Source organism: Halorubrum salsamenti (assembly GCF_007671685.1).
GTDB classification, from domain to species: Archaea; Halobacteriota; Halobacteria; order Halobacteriales; family Haloferacaceae; genus Halorubrum; species Halorubrum salsamenti.
The window spans coordinates 807435-827312 of record NZ_VCNL01000001.1 but is presented as its reverse complement, the minus strand read 5'-3'; the positions used below and the strand labels follow the sequence as shown (position 1 = coordinate 827312).

Below are 19878 nucleotides of genomic sequence, written 5' to 3'. Positions count from 1 at the left end.
AGCGATCCCGCACTACCGCAACCGTGACTCCGGACGCCGAGTTCGGCTACGAGCTTCTGGTCTGTCGGTACGCCGAGCTGGCGTGGCACCCGAGCGACGGCTCCCGTCCCGCGTTCGTCGCCCGCCAGCTCGGTACCGAGGAGCGCCGCTGGGACACGGTCGTGATCGAGGTCGACCCGGCGGCGTTCGCGGCCCGCCGCGCGTTCGGCGACCGGTCTATCGACTCGGACCTCCTCCACGTCGTGCGCCACGCTCCCGCCGAGTGGGCGTGGTACCGCGACGCGCTGCCACATCCCGGCTACCCGTGGCGCTACGTCAGGCGGGCGGTCCACCGCGCCGCGGGCCGTGACCTGATCGAGAAGCGACGCCGGAACAACCGGATCCAGCTCCGCCGGGTGCGACCGTACCCGGACTGGGTCGAGCGGATCGTCGCGGTCGAGAACAAGCCGGACCTCGACCGATCCGCGGCCGACCGCCTCGCAGACCAGCTCGCCCACGACGTCGAGACCGCCCTCGCGGACGAGGCGTGGCTCGCCACCGAGACGACCGGCGACCGCGTCGAGCCCGCGCTCCTCCGCGAGATGCCCGTCGAGGCCGGTATCCTCGCGACCGACTTCTCCGAAGGCGTCGACGCCGACGCGGCCGACGTGGCGTGGCACCCGAGCGATCTGGGTCCCGCCGAGCACGAGCGCCGCGATCCCGAGACCGAGACGCTCCGGCTGGAGATCGCCGAGCGCGCCTACGGGAAGGGGTGGCGCTCCTTCGCCGACACGATGCGACCGGACTGCCGCCACTTCCGGCTCCGCCGCGAGGGGCAGGCGGTCGTCCCGCACTGCGCGGCGAAAGAGAAACTCCCGACCGGGCGGGAGTGTTCGGGCTCGTGCTCGTCGTTCTCGCCCGAGCCGCCCCAGTGGCGGACGAAGGGGTGGCCGATCGAGGGCGGTCCCGGGAAGGGGCTCGAACTGGTCCTCGACCGGCGGCGGGAGCGGGAGCGCGACCGGGTCGCCGAAGGCGACGGCGACTGACCTGCCCCGCGACGATTGACCGGCCTCGCGACGATTGACCTGCCCCGCGACGATTGACGCCCCGCGACAACCCCCCTACGTCAGCGCCGCCGCCAGCTTCTCTATCGGATGCGGCGGCTCGGGGGCACTGCGGTCGCGTTCCTTCAGCTGGCTCCGGCAGGAGGCGCCGGGGGCGACGACCTCGTCGCCGTCGCTCTCCTCGACCTGGTCGAAGAGGACCCGGCCGATCGCCTTGCTCATCGAGTAGTGCTCGGCCTCGTAGCCGAACGACCCCGCCATCCCGCAACAGGAGGAGTCGAGCGGGTCGACCCCGTACCCCGCGCGCCGGAGCACGCCGACCGCGTGATGGTCCTTCTTCGTCGCCTTCTGGTGGCAGTGGCCGTGGTAGGTGAGCGACTCCGTGGGCGCGTCGAGGGCGAGCGCCTCGTCGAGTCGGTGGGCGTCGACGTACTCCATGACGCCGTAGGTGTTCGTCGAGACCGTCGCCACGTCGACGTCGGGCACGTCGCTGGCGTCGCCGTCGAGCAGGTCGTGGTAGTCGCTCTGGAGCATCACGGCGTCGGTCGGCTCGACGACGACCACCTCCCAGCCGTCCCGCACGTCCGGCGCGAGCGTCTCGACGGCGTCCGCGGCGGCCCGTCGCGACTTGTCGAGCATCCCCTTCGAGTGCGGCGGACGCCCGCTCCCGTCCACGTCCGGAATCGCGACGTGGCAGTTCGCGGCCTCTAACACGCGCACCGCGGCCTTCCCCGCGCCGGGGTTCGTGTAGGTGGTGTACACGTCGGGGAACAGCAGCACGTTCCGGTCGGCCTCTGCGCGGGGGACCCCGGCGCCGCCGCGGGCCTCGAACCAGTCGGTCAGGCTCTCCGAGCGGAACGTGGGGAGGTCGCGCTCCCTCGCGATCCCGAGGACCTTCTCGGTGACGAGGCCGGCGCCGGGAAGCTTTCCGGGGAGGTTCGAGAGCGGCGCGAGCGTCGAGCCGAGCGGCGCCAACCGCTCGAAGTTCCCGAGCAGTCGCGTCCGGAGGTCGATCCCGTGCTCCTCGTGGTGGGCGTGTTCGACCTCGGCCTTGAGCTTCGCCATGTCGACGCCGCTCGGACAGTCGACCTCACAGCCCTTACAGCCGACGCACAGATCCATCACCTCGGTAACGAACTCCTCGCCGGTCGGGTCGTCTGGGAGCTCGCCGTTCATCGCTCCGCGGAGCATGTTCGCCCGGCCGCGGGTCGCCTGTATCTCCTCCTCGGAGGCGCGATAGGTGGGACACATCACGCCGCCGGTGGTCTCCTGCGGTCCTCGACAGCCCCCGCAGCCGTGACAGAGCTCGACCATCCCCTGCATCCCGTTGTCGATCGCCCACTCCATCGCGGGGTCGAAGCCGGCGTCGTACTCGTACTCCGCGTCGAACCGGAGGTTCTCGCGCATGTCGAAGTCGCCGCAGACGTTCCCCGGATTGAGCAGCCAGTCGGGGTCGAACGCGGTCTTCAACTCGCGGAAGGCGTGCCACAGGTCCTCGCCGTACAGCTTCCGGTTCCACTGGGTCCGGGCTCGGCCGTCCCCGTGCTCGCCGGAGACCGACCCGCCGAGCCGGACCACGGCGTCGGTGACGCGGTCGGCGATGTCGACCATCGCGTCCACGTCGTCGACGTCCTTCGTGTTGATCAGCGGTCGGACGTGGAGCACGCCCGGTCCGGCGTGCGCGTAGAACGTCGCGAAGGTGTCGTTGTCCTCGAGGATCTGCTGGAACTCGCGGGTGTACTCGGGGAGGTGTTCCGGCGGGATCGCGCAGTCCTCGATGAACGAGATGTGTTTCTCGTCGGTGGTGCGCGAGAGCAGGATCGGGAGCCCGGACTTGCGCATCTTCCAGAACCGGTCGCGCTTTTCCGGGTCGTGCGCCTCCATCGCGTCGACCGCGCGGCGCGGCTGGCTCGTCGTCTCCGCGGCGCCCTCTCGCGGGTCGGCCTCGGTCTCGGGGACGGTCGCGTCGGCGGCGCTCGCGCTGCCGCCGCCCACCCGATCTGCGATCAGGTCCGCGACCTTCCGTTTCCCCTCGGCGTCGCTCTCGGCGTAGAACTCGACGAGGAGCACCGAGTCGGTCCCGTCGGGTAACAGCCCGACGACCTCCTCGAACTCCGGCGTGTCCGCGGCGAGCCCCAAGAGCACGTCGTCCATCACCTCGACGGCGGCGGGGTCGTGTTCGAGGATGGGCGACACGTCCTCCATCGCGTCGAGGAGGTCGTCGTAGGTGAGCAGCGCCACAGCCTTCGTCTCCGGGACCTCGACGAGCGAGACGGTCGCCGCCGTCACCGTCGCGAGGGTCCCCTCGCTGCCGGCCATGAGCCGCCCGAGGTTAACGACGCCCGCCTCGCCGTACTCGCCGCGGTACTCGGCGATCAGCCGGTCGAGGTTGTAGCCGGAGACGTTCCGCTTCATCTCCGGGTAGCGCTCGTCGACCGCGTCGGCCTCCTCGTCGAGCATCCGAACGATCTCGGCGTGGATCCGCGGCAGGAGGTCGTCGGCGTCCGGGTCCGCGGACTCGCGCAGGTCCTCGACGGCGACCTCCCCGAACGTCGTCACCGTCCCGTCCGCGAGCACGACCTCCACCTCCTCGACGTAGTGGTCCGTCTTCCCGTACTTCAGCGAGTGCGACCCGGTGGAGTTGTTGCCGATCGCGCCGCCGATCGCCGACTTGTCGCGCCACGCCGGGTCGGGCGCGAACTTCAGTCCGTGGGGCTCGACCGCGGCGTTGAGGTCGCCGACGTACGCCCCCGCCTGCGCCTGGGCGATCTCCGCCTCCGGGTCCGTCGACAGCACCCCGTCCATCGACTCGGTGAGGTCGAGGACGACCGCCTCGTTGACGGTCTGGCCCGCGAGCGACGTGCCGCCCCCGCGGGGTAACACCGGAATTCCCTCCTCGTAGCAGTACTCGTGGACCGCGGCCACGTCCGCCGTCGACTCCGGCAGCACGACCCCGATCGGCGTGACCTCGTACGCCGAGGCGTCGGTCGCGTACAGCCGCTTCGAGTAGTCGTCGAACCGCACGTCGCCGTCGACCCGGGCCTCCAGCGCCTCGACGAGGTCCGGGCGCTCCACCGTCCCGCCCGTGTAGTCGAAGTCGCCTCCCTCCCGCGGATCCGGCTCCGACGTGTTGGTCGCCATGCGAACCCCTCACGTCCGAGCCGTGAAAAACCTCTCCCAGTCGTCAATCGCGGGAACCGGCTCTCTCAGACCGCGGTGGGAAGCCGGACGCGAGGGGTATCTGAACACACGGACGACCGGCGACGTCGTCGGCGATCCGTCTGACGGACGTCGTTCGACAACGAACGCTTAATAGGCGCGCTCGTGACCGTATCGTATATGAACGCTGCTCCGGAGGAGATCACGTCTCTCGTCGGTCGCGAGGTGTACTCGAACAACGGCGTCTTCGTCGGCGAGATCGAGGACGTACGCCTCGATCTGGACGCGCAGGCGGTGACCGGGCTCGCGCTCGCGGAACTCAACCACGAGCTGTTCGCGGGTCGCGTCGGCGGGAACACGGGCGTCATCCTCCCGTACCGTTGGGTCCGGGCCGTCGGCGACGTCGTGCTGGTAAACGACATCATCGAACGGCTCGACACCGGGAGCGACGAGTCCGAGGCCGAGACGGAAGTCGAGGTCTAGCGACGAGGGGCCGACTCGACTGACCGCGCGGATGAGCCGAGGGCGTCAGAAGGGAAGCGCGTCCCGCAGACTGGTCAGGAGCCCGCCGCCTTCCCGCCGCCTGCGGTCGAACACCGGGTACAGCGCGTCGAGGAGCTCCGTCTCATTTTCGAACCGGCTCTGTGGCACTTCGTCGAGCGCCTCGTTGAGCGTGATCGTCCGATCCTTGGAGTCGTAGGGAATCTCGTGGTCGCCGAGGGCGTCGCGGACCTCTTCGGCCGTCGCCGGGAACGATACGTCCGCCTCCTCGATCCGTTCGTCGAGCACGGCAATACCGAACTCGATCGCGTCCGGCTCCGAGGGTCCGCCGCCACCGGGTGGGCGCGCTGACATTGGAGCGTGGTACTCGCTCGGAGGGTTTTAAACCCATGCTCGGAGCGCGGGCGACCCTCCGTCGTCGCCTATCCGTCAGGGCGTACTCACTCCGGGATCGACTCCTCCGGCGGCGCCGCGTCGAGGACCGCCAGCTCGATCCCGTCGCCGGCTCGGTCGAACGCGGCGACCGCGTCGTCGTCGTACGGCGGGACGGCAACGAGCACGACCGCCGCGAGATCGTCCGTCTTCGACACGCCGAGGAATCCGTCCGGGTGCGAGACGAACCGCGCTCCGCCTCGGCCGACGGGCGTCCCGATATCGACGCCGAACACCGCGTTCACCGACCCGCCGACCCCCGCCGGCGTGAAGTGGGTCAACACCGGCGTCGCCGGGTCGAGGCCGGTGTCCTCGTCGAACTCACCGGCCCGCGTGGCCGAGAGCCGCAGGCTCGTCGCGTCGGGGTCGCGCTCGGCGGCTCGATCGAGCAACACCGTCAACAGGTCGCGCGTGACGTGAATCACGAGCGAACGGGCGTCGACACGGTCAGATCCCGAGCGCCGAGCGCAGGGTTCGCGCGTACAGCCGGGGGGCCTTGCGGCGCGACCCGGAGAGCGCGTCCTCGACGGCGAGCGCGGCCCGTTCCTCCACGCCGACGCCGTGGCCCACACGTACCCGATCCGGGGTCAGCCCCGAGAGCGCATCCGTCGGCGGCGTCAGGCGGAGCATCGGGTGGACGCCGAGCCGCTCTCGCCGTCCGCGGAAGTACGAGGCGGAGCCGAGCGACTCGGGGACGATCAGCGTCTCCCCGTCGAAGAAACCGACCTCCTGCCACGGCGGGACCGTCGAGTCGCGGAGCCGGAACGCCTCGAACCCCGAGTCCGCCAGCCGCGAGCCGAACCGTTCGACGGGCGCGTCGAGCTCGTCCGCGACGCCGGTCATCCACTCGGCGACGTAGACGGGCGCGTCGTGTCGGGCCGCGATCTCCGCGCTGTCGCGCTTGTGGCGGTCGAGGCCGATCACGACGCCGGCGACCGTACCGAGATCCGCCAAGAGGTCGTCGACGCCGGGGGCGTCGACCGGGTCGAACACCCAGACGTCGTCGGTCTCGCTCCCCTCGTTCGGGACCGCGACCGCGTGGCTCGCGCGCTCCATCGACTCGCCCGGGTACGCGATCCAGCCGACGCCGCGGCCGAAGCGATCGATCTCGTGGAGATCCGCGTCGCCGTCAGCTTTCATTCCCATAACACGTATTCGGCCCGGATCCTTTTCAACCCGTCTCCGCCGGAACCGCTGACACGACGTATCGCCGCCGATCTACCCCGAGAACTCCGATTCGCTCACCCGGACGATCACCGTCTCGTCGACGTCGCGGAGGTCGTACTCGGGCGTCTCGCCCTGCGTCCGACGGACGTAGAGGGGTTCGACCGGCCGGCCGTCGACGAGCCCGAACACCTTCAGGCGTTGGTCGGTCTCCTCGGGCGGGACCGCGCCGTCGCGCACCTCGCGGGCGAGGTCGCGAGAGAGCCACTCGTCGGGAGAAACAGAGGGCTCGCGGACGAGCGCCTCGTCGACGAAGCGCACGAGGTACCAGTTGAGGTCGTTTAAAAGCGACACCGCCGCGCCGAGGCTCACGGTGTCGACGGCGACGCTGTTCTCGAAGGGCTCCTCGATGTCGTAGGTCGCGAGCGCGTCCCGGGCCGTCTCGCGGGACAGCAGCTCGTAGGTGAGGTTCACGTCGGAGTCGCCGAGGAGACACACCCGCGTCACACGCTATCGGACTCGGCCGCTCCACAAATCGGTTGCGGTCGGCGGGGTCCGTCCGCGGTCGATGACCGACGCCCGACTCAGAACGTCGACACGTCGCCGTCGATGACGCTGCGGGTCACGTCGGTGACGTTCGCCAGCTCCTCGTCGACGATGGCGGCGACCTCCTCCTCGATGTCGTCGACCTCGAGCCCCTCCTCGGTGACGAGCTGCGCGTCGGCGACGTGAGGCTCGTCGATCGGGCGCCCGATCTGCGAGAGCAGGCGGACCTGCAGGTCGCGGATCCCGTCGACCTCGTCGGTGACGGACTCCGCGATCCGGGTCGACAGGAGGTTGTAGATCTTCCCGATGTGGTTGACGGGGTTCTTCCCGGAGGTCGCCTCCATCGACATGGGGCGGTTCGGCGTGATGAGCCCGTTCGCGCGGTTGCCGCGTCCCACGGAGCCGTCGTCGCCCTGCTCGGCGGAGGTGCCGGTGACGGTGAGGTAGACGGAGCCCTCGTCGTAGTCGTCGGCGGTGTTGACGTCGACGTGGACCTCCCGGTCCGTGCGCGCCTCGGCCAGTTCGGTGACGAACTCGCGTACGTCGGCGACGGCGTCGTCGTACTCGTCGAGGTCGTCCACGTACTGATCGACCATCGCGGCCGCGACGGTGATGTCGATCCGGTCGCCCTCGCGTTTGCCCATGATCTTCACGTCCGGGCCGAGCTCGGGATGGTCGGAGTGGTAGGTCGTGTTGAGTTCTCGCTCGGCCTCGTAGACGATGGCCTCCGTCTCCGTCAGGGGCGCGTGGCCGACGCCGAAGGAGGTGTCGTTGGCCATCGGCACCTGCTGGGTGTCCTCGCCGAACACGTCCTGCAGATCGCCCGATCCCTCGCCGAGCTTCACGTCGACGATCACGTCGGTGCCGTACTCCAGCTCCGGGATCGCCTCGGAGAGGTAGTCGCGGGCCGCGGCGAGCGCGGTCGAGTCGACCGGGAGCTGCTCGCCCTCGTACTCCTTCGTGGCACGGCCGACGATGAGCACGTAGAGCGGTTCGACGACCTCGCCGCCGCCGTAGGCGGGCGCGGCGCGGCCCGCGACGAGCTGCGTCTCGTCGGTGTTGTAGTGGAGCACCTTCCCGACGCGGTCCAAGTAGAGCTGCGAGAGCGCACGCGACACCGACTCCGCGATACCGTCGCAGATCGAGTCCGGGTGTCCGACACCCTTTCGCTCGACGATCTCGACCTCCTGGTCCTCGACCGCCCGCCGATCGAGGCGGCTGACCTGTATGTTCCGGTCCATTACGCTTCGGTACTTGGCCGGCGGCAGTATAACTTGCGGAAACCTCCCGGGAGCGTCTAATGCTCTCTAGTTATCTTATGGCAGAATTTGCAGCTACTTCGTTGCCTCGTAGGCTTCGGCCATCACGTCGAGCGCCTCTCGGAGCTCGCTCTCGTCGGTCGCGTACGAGATCCGGGCGTGGCCGCGCCCGCCCTCGCCGAACGCCTCGCCCGGCACGACGACCACGCCGCGGTCGAGACACTCGTCGACGAACCCCTCGGGCACCCGCGGCATCGCGTAGAACGCCCCCTGCGGCGTCGGGCAGTCGATCCCGATGTCGTCGAAGCCGTCGAGCAGGAGGTCGCGGCGGCGCTCGAAGGAGGCGGTCATCTCGTCGACGACGCCGCGGTCGCCGCGCAGTGCGGCCTCGGCGGCGTACTGGGCGGGCGCCGACGCGCAGGCCTGCGCGTACTGGTGGACCCGCAGCATCCGGTCGACGCGCTCTGCGGAGCCGTACACCCACCCGAGCCGCCAGCCCGTCATCGAGAACAGCTTCGAGGCGGAGTTGACGACCACGACGCTGTCGGTCTCGGCGAACTCCATCGGCGAGTGGTGGTCCCCGTCGAAGACGGTGTACTCGTACACCTCGTCGGAGACGCAGAGCACGTCGTGTTCGTCGGCGATCCGCGCGAACTCTCGGACGTCTTCCTCGTCGGAGACCGCGCCGGTGGGGTTGCCGGGCGAGTTCACCACGAACGCCGCGGTGTCGTCGGTGATAGCGTCCTCGATAGCGTCCGGGTCGATCGTCAGGTCGTCGCGCAGCGGGACCGGGACCGGCTCCGCGCCCGTCAGCTTCGTCAGCGCGTCGTAGGAGACGAACCCCGGGTCCGGGATCAGCACCTCGTCGCCGGCGTCGACGTGTGCCTCCAGGGCGATATGAAGGGCTTCGCTGCCGCCCGCGGTCGCGATCACGTTGCCCGGGTCGAGGTCGACGCCCTGGTCCGTCCGGTGTTTCTCGGCGATCGCCTCGCGCAGCGATCGGGTTCCTTTGTTCTCGGTGTAGGCGTCGGCCTTTCCGGCCTCGATGGCGTCGACCGCCGCCCGTCGCGCGTGGTCCGGCGTCGGGAAGTCGGGCTGTCCGAGCCCGAGGTTGATCGCGTCGTCGCCGGCCGCCTCGAACACCTCGCGGATCCCGCTGATCGAGATCCGCTCGACCCTGTCGGAGAAGTTCGGCATATCCGTTCGGGAGCGCCGCCGGGAGTTAGTTCTTGTCACGTCGTTCCGTGCCCCGAGTCGACCGCCCTCTCCGCTCCCACACCGGTCGCCGTTCGTCGCCTCCGGGACGCCGGACCCGGCCGTCCCCGTCGACCGGGAGCGCGAACCGCCCGCGGAGCACGCTGAGCACCTCTTCGGGCGTCGCGCGGAGCAGCGCGTCGTCGACCGCGCGGAGACGGAGCTGGGGGCGTCCGTCGCCCTCCGGCACCTTGATCGCCTCGATCAGACCGCGCTTTACGAGGGCCCGCCGGTCGTCGGTGAGGTCCTGTCCGGCGGCGATCCCGACGCCCCCTCCGTCCGCATCGCCTCCCTGCCCACCGTCATCGACGCCCCCGTCGCCGATCCACCGTCGCAGGTCCCACAGCAGGTGGTCGTGACGCGCCGCCAGCGCGACGAGGAGCGTCCGGTCGGTGAGATCGCCGGTCCGCCCGACCGCGCCGTACGGGAGCGCGTCGAGCACGGCCGCAACGTCGTCGGCGAACCTGTCGTCGAGCGTCTCGCTGGCGGCCGCGAGCAGACGGCTGCGGGCGGGCATGGCGACGCTCGCGGACGAAGCCGCCGCGAACCGCTCGCGCACCGCTCCGGCCCCGGGTACGGCGCGCTCCGGCGCCTCCTCGGTGACGATCGCTCGACCCCCTTTCGGCCCGGCGACCGCGTCGACGCGGTCCGACGACGCGAACAGGACCCGATCGGTCCCGGCCCCGTCCGTGACTGTCCGAAGTTCGATTTCCCCCTCCGCGACCGCCTCGGCGACCGCGGTGCCGAAGACGAACGCCCGGCCGAGCGCGTCGACGACCCCCGGACGACAGGCGACCCGCCACGCACCTCCAGTCGTGCGTTCCCTCGCGGCGAGTATCGGCGGGAGAAGCGCCAGCGGAATCCCGACGGCGACGACCTCGGACCGACCGGCGAGCGCCGATTCGATCGCGTCGGCCAGCCCGTCGTCGGCCTCGGCGAGCGCGGCGGCGACCGCGGAGGCGCCCTCGCCGTCGTGGTTCGAAGTGTCGTCACCGGCCGTCGGCGAAGCCATACGCTCCGTGGCGGCGGCGTCGGAAAGAACGTTGCGCCGTTTCGGCTAGGGCGCTCGACCGAACACCAGGTACCCGGTGTGGCCGACGCCCGCAGTGGAGGGGCGGGAGCCGCGGTCGGAGAAGTCCATCTCGCGCTGGATCGTTTCGAGCGTCTCGACGCCCTCGAAGCCGGCCTCGCGGGCGGCGAGGGCGGCCTCGCGGGTCCCCTCGACGAACGGGGAGTACACGGCGAGGCGGCCACCGGACGCGAGCAGGTCGTCCGCGCGCTCGACGACCGCCGGGGCGTCGCCCGTGTCGAGCGTTAACACGTCGAAGGGGTCCTCGTCGGCGAGCGCGTCCAGCTCCTCGGTGAGGTCGCCGGTGCGGACCTCGACGCGGTCCGCCACGCCGGCGGTCGCCATGTTCCCGCGGGCGACGTCGGCGAAGTCGGGATCGATCTCGTAGCTGGTCACGTCGGCGCCGGCGCGACCGAGGTACGCCGCGAGGATTCCCGTCCCCGTGCCGGCGTCGAGCACGCGGTCGCCGCCGGAGGCGCCGGTGTGACCCATCACGAGCCCCACGTCGCGGGGCATCATCGGCGCGCCGGTGCGTTCGAGGTGGTTGAAGAGATCCGGGCCGCGGAGTTCGCGGACCTCGAAGGCGGTGCCGAGGTGGGTCTCGACGGTGTCGCCGCCCTCGACGTCGACGGGGACTTCGAGCACGCCGAGGTCGGTGCCGAACTCCTCGCCCGGCTCCAGCAGGTACTCCCGGTCCTCGTGGACCAACAGGTACGCGGCGTCGGTCACGCCGGATCAGTCACTCCAGCTCCGCGATCGCGGCCGCGAGGTCGCCGTCGACGTTCTCCAAGGCCTCGCGGGCCGTCGACTTCGGCACCTCGGCGCGCTCGGCGACGAGCGCCACGTCCTCGTCGGGGATGGCGTCGGTCACGCCGGCGTCGCGTTCCGTCGCGTCGACCGACCCCTCGCCGCTCTCGACCGCCGAGGGACTCCCGCCGGCGCCGGCGTCGGCGACCGAGTCGGGCGAGCCGACGATCTGGTAGGTCTCCTGCCCCTGGGCGTCCATCTTGGTCACCTGGGCGCCGTCGAAGACGAGGTCGTCGCCGTCGGCCGTCTCGATGACGACCCGCTCGGCGTCGAGCTCCTCGACGTCGATCCCCATCTGTTTCATCATCTGTTTCATCTTTCGCGGGTTCATGCCGCCTCCTCCGAACATACGCCCGAATTCGGCGGGACAGCACAAAAAGGGTGGCGACACGGGTCGACGGCGTCGCTCGGGGGCGCTCGGGATCGCCCGGAGTTCCCCTCCCGGCGAGCGCGACCGAGAAAGCGGGTTTCATACGTCCACGAACCCGAGGTCAGATGTGTATCTCGCCGATCACACGTGGCCGGAGCTCGGGGAGGCGCTGTCGGACGGATCCGTCGCGCTCGTCCCGCTCGGCTCCACGGAACAGCACGGACCGCACCTGCCGCTGGCGACCGACCACCTGATCGCCGAGGCGCTCGCGACCGCGGCCGCCGAGGAGACCGGCGCCGTTCGCACCCCCACGGTCACCGTCGGCGTCAGCCCGCACCACCGGCAGTTCCCGGGGACGATGTGGGTCGACCCGCCGGAGTTCCGCGACTACGTCGAGTCGTTCACGCGGAACCTCGCGTATCACGGCGTCGACCGCGTCGTGTTCGTGAACGCCCACGGCGGCAACGTCCAGCACCTCCGGGAGGTCGGGCGCCGGCTCCACGAGGACGAGACGGCCTACGCGATCGAGTGGATGTGGGACGAGTCGATCCCGGACCTCGTCGACGACTTATTCGAGCACAACGGTCCGCACGCCGGCCCGAAGGAGACCGCGATGATCACCCACATCGCCCCGGAGCTGGTCGACGCGGACCGGCTGGAGGACGCCCGCGACGACGGGCTCGTCCACCTCGACGAGTCGGACGCGGTGGTCCACGGCGCCCGGACGTTCTACGACTCGATCGACAACTCCGCGAACGGGGCGTTCGGCGACCCGACCGACGTAACCGAAGAGAAGGCGGAGCGACTGTTCGAGGCCGCGAGCGACCAGCTCGTTCAGTTGGTCGAGTGGCTCGACGCCCGCGACCGCGCGGAGCTGCTGCCGAAGGGTCGGGTCAGGTAACTCCCTCCGTTCCCCCTCGAACTACCCGTCGCGTCCCCGAAGAAGCGGATCGAGCGCGTCGTCGAGCTCCCCGCGACGCCCGTCGAGAACTCCGAACCGCTCGTCGCGGCGGCGTTCCAGCCACCGCAGCAGGCGGGCGGCCCAGTCGAGCTTCCGCGCCTTCATCGGGTTCACGTTCGGGTCGTCGAAATCCCACCCCGGGAAGACGAGGCGCCCGGCGCCGACGTGGTCGGCGAGGAAGGCGGCGCGGTCGCCGTCGGTGAACCCGCCGAGGTTCCGGACCGGGCCGACGGGGGCCGCCTGCGTCGTCGCGAGCGTCGCCTCGTCTGCGAACCGGGGGAGCCACTCGCGGACCGCGAGGACGTTGTCGCCGTGGGCGTGGGCCGCGACCGGAACGCCCTCGCGGGTGAGTTCGGCCGCGGTGTCGGGGTTCTTGTCCAGGTCGGTCACCATGCAGTCGACGGCGACCCCCCGGTCGCGGAGGGCGTCGGCGGCGGTGGAGGCGGCGACCACTACGTCGGCGGCGCGGGCGACCTCGACCTCGTCGCTGAGGCACGGGGCGGCGCCCGCCACCGCCACCGTCTCGCCGCGCCAGTCGCCGAGTCGGTCGAGGGGGAACGGGGTCGCGATATCGGCGGCGAGGTCGCGAGCGCGTTCGTCGGCCGCCCGGTCGAAGCCGAAGTCGGCGAGGATCGCCTCGTAAACGGGTTCGAAGGTCTCGAAGTTCATTGGTTCCCCCTCACTGTCGACGCGCCGACACCGCGTCTCGACCCTGACGCCGGGCGGCGCAGCCGCTGGCGGGGTAGAATATGGTATGGGCCGGAGTAGCACAGAGTACCCCTACCCGCGTGCCCCTCCGGCGTCCACTGAACGGGTTGTCTGCACGACGGCATAAACTTTCTCTTACTTGGAAGTGTTATCGATCGGTTCCAGTCCCGCGTCGAGCGCGGCTGACACGCCCGAAACGGACGATCGAACCGCGGACAGCCCGGCCGGCGTTCCGACGAGGAGCCCGGCTCCGCCGTCGGCACCGGTGCGGTCGGGTTTCCCCCCGTCGGTGGCGGAGGGCTGGACCGCGGCCTCGTGGGCGGCGGAGCCGGCGAGGGCGAACGCCGCGCCGACGCCGGACTCGGCGGTCGCCGCCCGGAGCGCGCCGACGGCCTCGTCGGCGAGCCCGCGCAGCTCGTAGGTGCGGACGACCGCGTCGCCGGCGACGGACCGGTCGGCGTCGAGCCGGTCGAGGTGGCGCTCCGCCTCTCGGACGGTCGTCACGTCGAGCTCCTCGACGGCGACCTCGCCGGCTTCGGCCCCGCCCACCGAGCGGACCCGGTCCCGGGCGAACTCGGCGCCGACCAGCGCCGCGTCGCGCGTCTCGGCCACGTCGTGGGTGCGGATCACGTGGGCGCCGCGCTCGACCGCCATCGAGGTGGCGGCGAGCGACACGGGGAGGGCCTCCTCGGTGCTCCGACCCGCGATCGTCTTGAGGAAGCTCTTGCGGTTGATCGAGACGAGCAGCGGGCGGCCGTACCCCCGGAACTCCCGCAGGCGGCGGAACGTCTCGCGGTCGTCCGCGTGCGTTTTGGCCTCCGACCAGCCGCCGAAGGCGGGGTCGAGGATCGTCTTGTCGGTGAACCCGTTCATCGACAGCGCCTCGTAGATGTCGTCGACGTCCTCGATGGCTCCCGGTCGTTCCAGATCCGGCGGCGAGGCCATCTTGGAGACCGCCGCGTCGTGTTCGCGGCAGACGCGAGGCATCTCGGGGTCGGCGAAGCCGCAGATGTCGTTGACCATGTCGAACCCCTGCGAGAGCGCCGCGTCGGCGACCTCGTGATACCGCGTCTCGATCGACCAGACGGCGTCGCCCGAGGTCGACTCCAGCGTCTCGACCGCGGTATCGAGTCGATCCAGCTCCTGCTCGGCCGAGAGCACGTCCAGGTCCTTGTTGGCCGATTCGAGGCCCACGTCGACGATGTCGGCGCCCTCGCCGATCAGCTCCTCGTCGACGTACTCGGCGGCCTCGCCGGGGTCGTCGTACACGCTGGGGTCGTACGGCGACTCCGCGGAGACGTTGAGCACGCCCATGATCCGGGGAGGGTGGTCGTCGCCGATCCCGAGCCCCGCGGCGTCCACGTTTCGCATACGCTCACCACGGGCGCGAGCGACATAAACGGGACGAGTACCCGACGCGCTCGCCGGGGGATCGGTGGCGACAACCGTTTATAAATCACCGGCGGTGCGGTGGCGCGTGCCTCCGAGTGGCCGAGAGGCCACGAGGAGCACGCGCGAGGGACGCGGCGACCGGAGCGAAGCGAAGGGAGCCGCGAGGCTGGGGAGGTGTGAGGCTGTGGTGCCGTGGGGATGGACTCGAAGGGGCAGCCGCGAGGACGGCGCACGCTCGCTGTGCGCTTCGGTCGTTCGCTTCACTCACTCCCTCCAGTGCTTGCGTCGCCTGCCCCGTCCTCGCGGCTGGGGCTTTGGCGATGTTCACGGTCGCTCCGTCAAGTACCATTTATAAATAAACGGCCGGAGATCCGACGACGATCACGACTTATATAGAATCAAGGAGAATACCTGCGCCTTTAGGCGCAGGATGAATCCGACAACTCCTGCACAACCCACCGGCGATAGCAGGGCCGGATATTCCACGGCAACCACCACTATTAACAAAACAGCACTCATAACCAGTTATGAAGCCAGAAAATGAGTCGAACCATCCGAACCTTCGAGGCTACTATCACGAATCAGCAACAGGTTCGTGACGACCTCAACCAACTCGGATGGGCCGCCTCAAAACTCTGGAACGTCGGTCGCTACTATACACAAGAACAGTGGGATGAAACGGGCGAGATCCCCGATGACGGGGAACTCAAAGCCGAACTCAAAAGCCACGAACGCTACACGGGCTTACATTCTCAATCCAGTCAGCGCGTTCTCGAAGAACTCGCTGAAGCGTTCAACGGTTGGTTCGGCAAGCGTCGGAACGGCGACGACCGTGCCCGACCGCCCGGCTACCGCAAACACGGAGACTCCCACCCACGTTCAACCGTGTCGTTCAAAGCGGCTGGCTTCAAGCACGACGCACAGTTCACTCGTGTCCGCCTCTCGAAAGGCCGCAACCTGAAAGAACACCGCTCAGACTTCATTTTGTGTGAGTACCAGACTCGCCCGGATGTTGACCTGACCGAGTGGGACATTCAACAGGTTCGCGCGATCTACAAGCGCGACGAGTGGCGGCTTCAATTCGTCTGTCGCACCGTCATCGACCCGGAACCACCGGGCGATGAAGTGGCCGGTGTTGACCTCGGGATTTGCAACTTCGCCGCCGTCTCGTTCGGCGGTGAATCGGTGTTGTATCCCGGTGGCGCACTCAAAGAGGACGAATACTACTTCACGAAGAAGAAGGCTAAGTGCGACGATTCCTCGTCTCGTGAGGCCACCCGTCTTGACCGGACGCGGACTGGTCGTCGGACACACTTCTTGCACGCGCTCTCGAAAGCGATTGTCGAGGAGTGCATCGAACGAGATGTCGGGACTCTTGTCGTTGGCGACCTCGGCGGGATCCGAGAGGACGACGAGAACGGCGAGTCTCGGAATTGGGGCGACCACGGTAATCTTGATTTGCACGGATGGGCGTTTGACCGTTTCACGGCGCTAGTTGACTACAAGGCGGAAGCCGAAGGCATCGACGTGGAATTGGTGTCGGAACGCGATACGTCGAAGTCGTGTTCAGCATGTGGTCACACGGATGACAACCAGCGTGTCGAACGTGGGTTGTACGTATGTGAGAAGTGCAATACGGTTGCGAACGCGGACGTGAACGGTGCGGAGAACATTCGACAAAAGGTACTCCCGAGTCTCGCCACGGATGGCGGCGATAGGGATAACGGCTGGTTGGCACAGCCAGCGGTTCACTTGTTCGACCGTAGTGAGGGCCGTTTCGCCCCACGAGAACAGGTTGCTAACCGCGAACCATAATATCCCAACTCAGCGGTGCGGTACCGTGGGATTCCCGCGTCTTCAGGCGCGGGAGGATGTCAAAGCTCAAACGCCAGCGAGTCACCGACCTCGACGCCCCGCCTGTCGGTCCACTCGTAAGGAACTTCCAGCACGTACTGGCCCGAGCCGTCGTACTCCTGCTCGCTCCCGTCCTCGTTCGGTCCCGGTTCCGGCGCGTTGTGGATCCGAGTGATCGTCCTCTCAGCGTCGACGTAGACGATGTCGATCCCGAAGTCCATGTCCGGCATGATGAACGTCAGCGAGTCGCGCGGCTCCGGGAACACGAACAGCATCCCGGCGTTCTCGGGGAGGGAGGGGGCGTCGCTGAGGCCGCGGCCTCGGTCGTCCCCCGTTCTTGCGATCGCGGCCCGCACCGCACCCAGATCGTCGCCCTCGGCGTCTCGGACCGTGACCGTGGTCGCGTCGTAGTCGGCGTACCTCCCGGAGGGCCAGTCGGAGGGGAGGTCGTCGGTGACGGTGTCGGTCTCGCCGTCGCCACCCGCCTCGTCGTCTCCGTCACTGCCGTCGCCGCTCCCGTCGTCGCCGCTCCCGTCGTCGCCGCTCCCGTCGTCGCCGCTCCCGTCGTCGCCGCTCCCGTCGTCGCCGCTCCCGCCCCCCTCGTCTGCCGTCGGCGCGCTCCCCCCGCAGCCCGCGAGCCCGCCGATCGACGCGACACCCGCCGCCGCGAGAACTTTCCGTCGTCGCATTGACGGGGGTACGGACCGCGCCCGTATATGCCTCGCGAACGGGGCGTTCGTCCCCGGAAGGACGCGCTTTTATCCGCGCCTCGCGTAACCTCGCGCATGGCGAAAGTGAGCGTCGGCCTCCGCGGATGGCGGTTCGACGAGGACGAGATATTCACCGACGACGAGGAGCTGAAGCCCCTCGACGAGATCCCCGAGGAGCCCCGGGAGCGCCTCGTCAGGCTCGTCAGCCTCGTCGAGGAGCCCTGCGACGTCTGTTACCTCGAACACGGCGAGGCGGAGGTTCACCGCTGTAATCAGGCCGAGATCGTCTACGGCGAGCCGAAGGGGGAGGTACTGCTCTGTCCCGAACACGAGCCGGACCTGATCTACTGGTTCCGCGAGGAGGGCGGCAGCGAGCACGCCGGCTCCCTCGAGTTCGGCGACCGGTTCCACGAGTGGGTCGCCGCGGGCAACGAGGCTCCCGAGGGGTACGGTTCCGTCGAGCACGTCGAGGAGGACCCCGACGGACTTCCGGACCTACCGGACCAGCAGGACATCCAGGAGCGCGTCGAGCAGGACTTCGACGGCGACCGGATCGACATCCTCGAACTCGCCGGCGAGACGGACGACGAGGAAGAGGACAAGCTGAGCGAGGACGACTTCGAAGACGTCGATCTCTCGACCGACTACCCGTCGAACCGATGAGCGGAGCCGACGAGGGCGACGGCGCCGACCGCACCGACGACGCGACCGCCGATAGCCCCGACACCGACGCCGCTACCGACGCCGACTCGCAGACCCGCCGCAAGCCGGTCGTGGTCGTCGTCGAGCCGGAGACGCCCGGAAACGTCGGTACCATCGCCCGAGCGATGAAGAACTTCGGGCTCACGGACCTCAAGCTGGTCGATCCGCCGGAACTGAAAGAGGACGGCGAGGCGTACGGATTCGCCGGCCACGCCCGCGAGGACGTGCTCCCGAACGCCGACGAGGTGACCTTCGACGAGATCGTCGCGAACTACCACACGGTCGGCACCACCGCGATCACCGGCGAGGACGACCAGAGCCACGAGCGGTACCCGTTTAAGACGCCCACGGAACTGCGAACGTCGCTGGAGACCGTGGACGCGCCCACCGCCATCGTCTTCGGCCGAGAGGGACGCGGACTCAACAACGAGGAGCTCTCGCGGCTCGACGAGGTGTGCTCGATCCCGGCCGACGACGACTACCCCGTCTTGAACCTCGGGCAGGCCGCCACGGTCCTGCTGTACGAGCTCCGCGATCTCACCGTCGGCGAGACCCAGCTCCCCGACACCGCGGTCACGCGCGCCCCCGAGGCCGACGTGGAGCGCTTCCACGAGTATTTCGGCGACTTCCTCGAGGCCACCGGTCAGCGCGAACACGTACGGGAGAAGAACGCACTGCTGATGCGCCGGCTGCTCGGGCGCGCGCACCCGACCGAACGCGAGATCCACTCGCTGCTCGGCACGTTCCGCAAGGCGAACGCGAAGCTGGAACACGCCGACCACCTCGCGTCGAAGTACGACGAGCCCGTCTACCCGCGAGAGTGACCGTGGACGGAGACCTCGCCGACGGCGATCCCTCTGCCGGCGATCATCCCGGCGACGATCCCTCCGCCGGCGATCATCCCGGCGACGATCCCTCCGCCGGCGACGTCCGGGCCGGCGTCAGAGACGTGTCGCCGCTGCTGCTCGGCATCGCTCCGTTCGCGCTGGTCGCCGGCATCGCCGCCGTCGACGCCGGGCTCGGACTCGCGGAGGCGGTCGGGATGTCGGTGATCGTGTTCGCGGGGGCGTCTCAGCTCGCCGCGATCGATCTGATCGGGTCGAACGCGCCGTTCGCGGTCGTGGTCGGCACCGCGGTCGTGATCAACGTCCGGATGGTGATGTACTCGGCCTCGATCGCGCCGCACTTCGCGGACTACGGCCGCAGGTTCCGGGCGGGCCTCGCGTACCTGCTCACCGATCAGGCGTACGCGCTCTCGGTCGCGGAGTTCGAGGCGAACCCGGAGCGCAGCCGGTGGCGCTACTACCTCGGCGCGGCCGCGGCGCTGTGGGTCGTCTGGCAGATCGGGACGGTGATCGGCGTCGTCGTCGGCGCCAGCGTCCCCGACGCGTGGGGGCTGACCTTCGCGGTCCCGCTGGTGTTCCTCGCGCTCCTCGTTCCTGCGATGAAGGACCGACCGACGACCGCTGCGGGCGTCGCCGGCGGAGCCGTCGCGGTCGTCGCCGCGGGGCTCCCCTTGAACCTCGGGCTGCTCACGGGAGCCGTCTCCGGCATCGCCGTCGGCCTGCTGACGGAGGTGTTCGGCGAGTGACGGGCGGGTCCGCCCTCTTCGGCGGCTCGCTCGGGATCTGGCTCGCCATCCTCCTCATCGGGCTCGCGACGTACGGGTTCCGGCTCTCCTTCATCCACCTGTTCGGGCGGATCGACGAGGTGCCATCCCGGATCAAACGCCCCCTCCGATACGTTCCGCCGGCGGTGCTCGCGGCGCTCGTGCTCCCGGACCTCGTGACGATTCGCCCCTCGGTCGCGGCCACGCTCGTCGACGAGCGACTGATCGCCGGCGTCGTCGCCGGCGCGGTCGCGTGGCGTACGGAGAACGTAACGGCGACCATCGGCGTCGGGATGGTCACGCTGTGGCTGTTCCGGTTCGTCGTGTTCGCCTGAGGG

The 19878-nt window shown here is 69.4% G+C and carries 21 protein-coding genes; 8 read left to right on the top strand and 13 right to left on the bottom strand.

Features of this window, described 5'->3' with window-relative positions:
* Nucleotides 1–23 precede the first annotated feature (23 nt).
* Nucleotides 24–1025: a DUF5787 family protein gene (locus tag FGL94_RS04100; RefSeq protein WP_144921197.1), complete on the top strand. Its 1002-nt coding sequence runs from the start codon at nucleotides 24–26 to the stop codon at nucleotides 1023–1025.
* 75 nt (nucleotides 1026–1100) lie between these two features.
* Here FGL94_RS04100 and FGL94_RS04095 read toward each other — a convergent pair whose 3' ends face one another.
* A complete protein-coding gene (locus FGL94_RS04095) occupies nucleotides 1101–4184 on the bottom strand; it encodes an FAD-binding and (Fe-S)-binding domain-containing protein (protein ID WP_144921195.1) in 3084 nt (1027 codons plus the stop codon).
* Between the two features lie 198 nt (nucleotides 4185–4382).
* Here FGL94_RS04095 and FGL94_RS04090 point away from each other — a divergent pair, with 198 nt between their 5' ends.
* Nucleotides 4383–4685 (top strand): PRC-barrel domain-containing protein, encoded by a 303-nt coding sequence (locus FGL94_RS04090; RefSeq protein WP_144921193.1) that lies wholly within the window; start codon nucleotides 4383–4385, stop codon nucleotides 4683–4685.
* Between the two features lie 45 nt (nucleotides 4686–4730).
* Here FGL94_RS04090 and FGL94_RS04085 read toward each other — a convergent pair whose 3' ends face one another.
* The 9 genes from FGL94_RS04085 to FGL94_RS04045 form a co-directional block, all read right to left on the bottom strand.
* The gene (locus tag FGL94_RS04085; RefSeq protein WP_144921191.1) at nucleotides 4731–5057 is read right to left on the bottom strand and encodes a DUF5789 family protein; all 327 of its coding nucleotides are present in this window, start codon (nucleotides 5055–5057) and stop codon (nucleotides 4731–4733) included.
* An 86-nt stretch (nucleotides 5058–5143) separates the two neighbouring features.
* Nucleotides 5144–5560, bottom strand: a complete 417-nt coding sequence (locus FGL94_RS04080) for an MPN domain-containing protein (protein WP_144921189.1) — start codon at nucleotides 5558–5560, stop codon at nucleotides 5144–5146.
* Nucleotides 5561–5582: 22 nt separating this feature from the next.
* The gene (locus FGL94_RS04075; RefSeq protein WP_144921187.1) at nucleotides 5583–6275 is read right to left on the bottom strand and encodes a hypothetical protein; all 693 of its coding nucleotides are present in this window, start codon (nucleotides 6273–6275) and stop codon (nucleotides 5583–5585) included.
* A 78-nt stretch (nucleotides 6276–6353) separates the two neighbouring features.
* Complete coding sequence (locus FGL94_RS04070; RefSeq protein WP_144921186.1) at nucleotides 6354–6806, bottom strand: DUF5804 family protein; 453 nt, start codon at nucleotides 6804–6806, stop codon at nucleotides 6354–6356.
* Between the two features lie 77 nt (nucleotides 6807–6883).
* Nucleotides 6884–8086: a methionine adenosyltransferase gene (locus FGL94_RS04065; RefSeq protein ID WP_144921184.1), complete on the bottom strand. Its 1203-nt coding sequence runs from the start codon at nucleotides 8084–8086 to the stop codon at nucleotides 6884–6886.
* Between the two features lie 93 nt (nucleotides 8087–8179).
* Nucleotides 8180–9301: a pyridoxal phosphate-dependent aminotransferase gene (locus FGL94_RS04060; RefSeq protein ID WP_144921182.1), complete on the bottom strand. Its 1122-nt coding sequence runs from the start codon at nucleotides 9299–9301 to the stop codon at nucleotides 8180–8182.
* A 25-nt stretch (nucleotides 9302–9326) separates the two neighbouring features.
* Nucleotides 9327–10370, bottom strand: a complete 1044-nt coding sequence (locus tag FGL94_RS04055) for a transcriptional regulator TbsP domain-containing protein (RefSeq protein ID WP_144921180.1) — start codon at nucleotides 10368–10370, stop codon at nucleotides 9327–9329.
* A gap of 45 nt (nucleotides 10371–10415) precedes the next feature.
* Nucleotides 10416–11156 carry a methyltransferase domain-containing protein gene (locus tag FGL94_RS04050; RefSeq protein ID WP_144921178.1) on the bottom strand — a complete coding sequence of 247 codons (741 nt, stop codon included), beginning with the start codon at nucleotides 11154–11156 and terminating at the stop codon, nucleotides 10416–10418.
* Between the two features lie 10 nt (nucleotides 11157–11166).
* Nucleotides 11167–11583: a nascent polypeptide-associated complex protein gene (locus FGL94_RS04045; RefSeq protein WP_144921176.1), complete on the bottom strand. Its 417-nt coding sequence runs from the start codon at nucleotides 11581–11583 to the stop codon at nucleotides 11167–11169.
* Between the two features lie 148 nt (nucleotides 11584–11731).
* Here FGL94_RS04045 and FGL94_RS04040 point away from each other — a divergent pair, with 148 nt between their 5' ends.
* Nucleotides 11732–12505, top strand: coding sequence for a creatininase family protein (locus FGL94_RS04040; RefSeq protein ID WP_144921164.1), 774 nt, complete (start codon nucleotides 11732–11734; stop codon nucleotides 12503–12505).
* A gap of 21 nt (nucleotides 12506–12526) precedes the next feature.
* On the opposite strand, the gene FGL94_RS04035 is transcribed toward FGL94_RS04040, so the two are convergent.
* On the bottom strand, nucleotides 12527–13234 hold the full coding sequence (locus tag FGL94_RS04035; protein WP_144921161.1) for a 6-hydroxymethylpterin diphosphokinase MptE-like protein: 708 nt from the start codon (nucleotides 13232–13234) through the stop codon (nucleotides 12527–12529).
* A 174-nt stretch (nucleotides 13235–13408) separates the two neighbouring features.
* Nucleotides 13409–14644, bottom strand: a complete 1236-nt coding sequence (locus tag FGL94_RS04030; RefSeq protein ID WP_144921159.1) for a dihydropteroate synthase — start codon at nucleotides 14642–14644, stop codon at nucleotides 13409–13411.
* Nucleotides 14645–15205: 561 nt separating this feature from the next.
* Here FGL94_RS04030 and FGL94_RS04020 point away from each other — a divergent pair.
* The gene (locus FGL94_RS04020; protein ID WP_144921156.1) at nucleotides 15206–16480 is read left to right on the top strand and encodes an RNA-guided endonuclease InsQ/TnpB family protein; all 1275 of its coding nucleotides are present in this window, start codon (nucleotides 15206–15208) and stop codon (nucleotides 16478–16480) included.
* A gap of 59 nt (nucleotides 16481–16539) precedes the next feature.
* Here FGL94_RS04020 and FGL94_RS04015 read toward each other — a convergent pair whose 3' ends face one another.
* A complete protein-coding gene (locus FGL94_RS04015) occupies nucleotides 16540–17208 on the bottom strand; it encodes a DUF192 domain-containing protein (protein WP_144921154.1) in 669 nt (222 codons plus the stop codon).
* Nucleotides 17209–17304: 96 nt separating this feature from the next.
* Between FGL94_RS04015 and FGL94_RS04010 the strand changes: the two genes are divergently transcribed.
* The 4 genes from FGL94_RS04010 to FGL94_RS03995 all read left to right on the top strand — a co-directional run bounded on the left by FGL94_RS04010 (nucleotide 17305) and on the right by FGL94_RS03995 (nucleotide 19875).
* Entirely contained in the window at nucleotides 17305–17892 is a 588-nt protein-coding gene (locus FGL94_RS04010; RefSeq protein ID WP_144921152.1) for a hypothetical protein, read from the top strand.
* Nucleotides 17889–18755: an RNA methyltransferase gene (locus FGL94_RS04005; protein WP_144921150.1), complete on the top strand. Its 867-nt coding sequence runs from the start codon at nucleotides 17889–17891 to the stop codon at nucleotides 18753–18755. The genes FGL94_RS04010 and FGL94_RS04005 overlap by 4 nt, the downstream gene beginning before the upstream one ends.
* 125 nt (nucleotides 18756–18880) lie before the next feature.
* The gene (locus FGL94_RS04000) at nucleotides 18881–19522 is read left to right on the top strand and encodes an AzlC family ABC transporter permease (protein ID WP_144921436.1); all 642 of its coding nucleotides are present in this window, start codon (nucleotides 18881–18883) and stop codon (nucleotides 19520–19522) included.
* Nucleotides 19519–19875 carry an AzlD domain-containing protein gene (locus tag FGL94_RS03995; protein ID WP_144921148.1) on the top strand — a complete coding sequence of 119 codons (357 nt, stop codon included), beginning with the start codon at nucleotides 19519–19521 and terminating at the stop codon, nucleotides 19873–19875. Before FGL94_RS04000 ends, FGL94_RS03995 begins: the two co-directional genes overlap by 4 nt.
* The last annotated feature ends 3 nt before the right edge of the window (nucleotides 19876–19878 follow it).

Bases quoted from the DNA above. Each gene is read 5' to 3' on its own strand.
- FGL94_RS04095 (WP_144921195.1), bottom strand. From the start codon at position 4,184: ATGGCGACCAACACGTCGGAGCCGGATCCGCGGGAGGGAGGCGACTTC.
- FGL94_RS04090 (WP_144921193.1), top strand. From the start codon at position 4,383: ATGAACGCTGCTCCGGAGGAGATCACGTCTCTCGTCGGTCGCGAGGTG.
- FGL94_RS04085 (WP_144921191.1), bottom strand. From the start codon at position 5,057: ATGTCAGCGCGCCCACCCGGTGGCGGCGGACCCTCGGAGCCGGACGCG.
- FGL94_RS04075 (WP_144921187.1), bottom strand. From the start codon at position 6,275: ATGAAAGCTGACGGCGACGCGGATCTCCACGAGATCGATCGCTTCGGC.
- FGL94_RS04065 (WP_144921184.1), bottom strand. From the start codon at position 8,086: ATGGACCGGAACATACAGGTCAGCCGCCTCGATCGGCGGGCGGTCGAG.
- FGL94_RS04060 (WP_144921182.1), bottom strand. From the start codon at position 9,301: ATGCCGAACTTCTCCGACAGGGTCGAGCGGATCTCGATCAGCGGGATC.
- FGL94_RS04055 (WP_144921180.1), bottom strand. From the start codon at position 10,370: ATGGCTTCGCCGACGGCCGGTGACGACACTTCGAACCACGACGGCGAG.
- FGL94_RS04045 (WP_144921176.1), bottom strand. From the start codon at position 11,583: ATGTTCGGAGGAGGCGGCATGAACCCGCGAAAGATGAAACAGATGATG.
- FGL94_RS04035 (WP_144921161.1), bottom strand. From the start codon at position 13,234: ATGAACTTCGAGACCTTCGAACCCGTTTACGAGGCGATCCTCGCCGAC.
- FGL94_RS04030 (WP_144921159.1), bottom strand. From the start codon at position 14,644: ATGCGAAACGTGGACGCCGCGGGGCTCGGGATCGGCGACGACCACCCT.
- FGL94_RS04020 (WP_144921156.1), top strand. From the start codon at position 15,206: ATGAGTCGAACCATCCGAACCTTCGAGGCTACTATCACGAATCAGCAA.
- FGL94_RS04015 (WP_144921154.1), bottom strand. From the start codon at position 17,208: ATGCGACGACGGAAAGTTCTCGCGGCGGCGGGTGTCGCGTCGATCGGC.
- FGL94_RS04010 (WP_144921152.1), top strand. From the start codon at position 17,305: ATGGCGAAAGTGAGCGTCGGCCTCCGCGGATGGCGGTTCGACGAGGAC.
- FGL94_RS04005 (WP_144921150.1), top strand. From the start codon at position 17,889: ATGAGCGGAGCCGACGAGGGCGACGGCGCCGACCGCACCGACGACGCG.